Genomic DNA, 245 nt, shown 5'->3' on the forward strand with positions numbered 1-245 from the left:
TCGGGACGAGTTGATAGGTTCTTTAACAGGGTGGGAAAACGCGGCGGAGAAAAAGGCTGCTAAATCAAGGGGAAAAGTCCGCTCAACGGTATGATGGCGTCGGGATAGTCCCTAAGATCCGATTGGGCTGAGAGGGGGCCTGAATCCGTATTCGTATGTCCATAATCCGGCGAACTGGATTGATCCGCTCGGATTAACAGGATGTCCTAATAGTATTAAATATGGCGAATTAGATCATTTAGGGC

The 245-nt window shown here is 48.6% G+C and carries 1 protein-coding gene; it reads left to right on the forward strand.

What is annotated here, in order from left to right; genetic code table 11:
* Nucleotides 1–127 precede the first annotated feature (127 nt).
* Nucleotides 128–245 (forward strand): RHS repeat-associated core domain-containing protein (locus C5471_RS25175; protein WP_339959331.1); only part of this gene is annotated, 118 nt, incomplete at its 3' end.

Source organism: Photorhabdus tasmaniensis (assembly GCF_011189505.1).
Lineage (GTDB): Bacteria > Pseudomonadota > Gammaproteobacteria > Enterobacterales > Enterobacteriaceae > Photorhabdus > Photorhabdus tasmaniensis.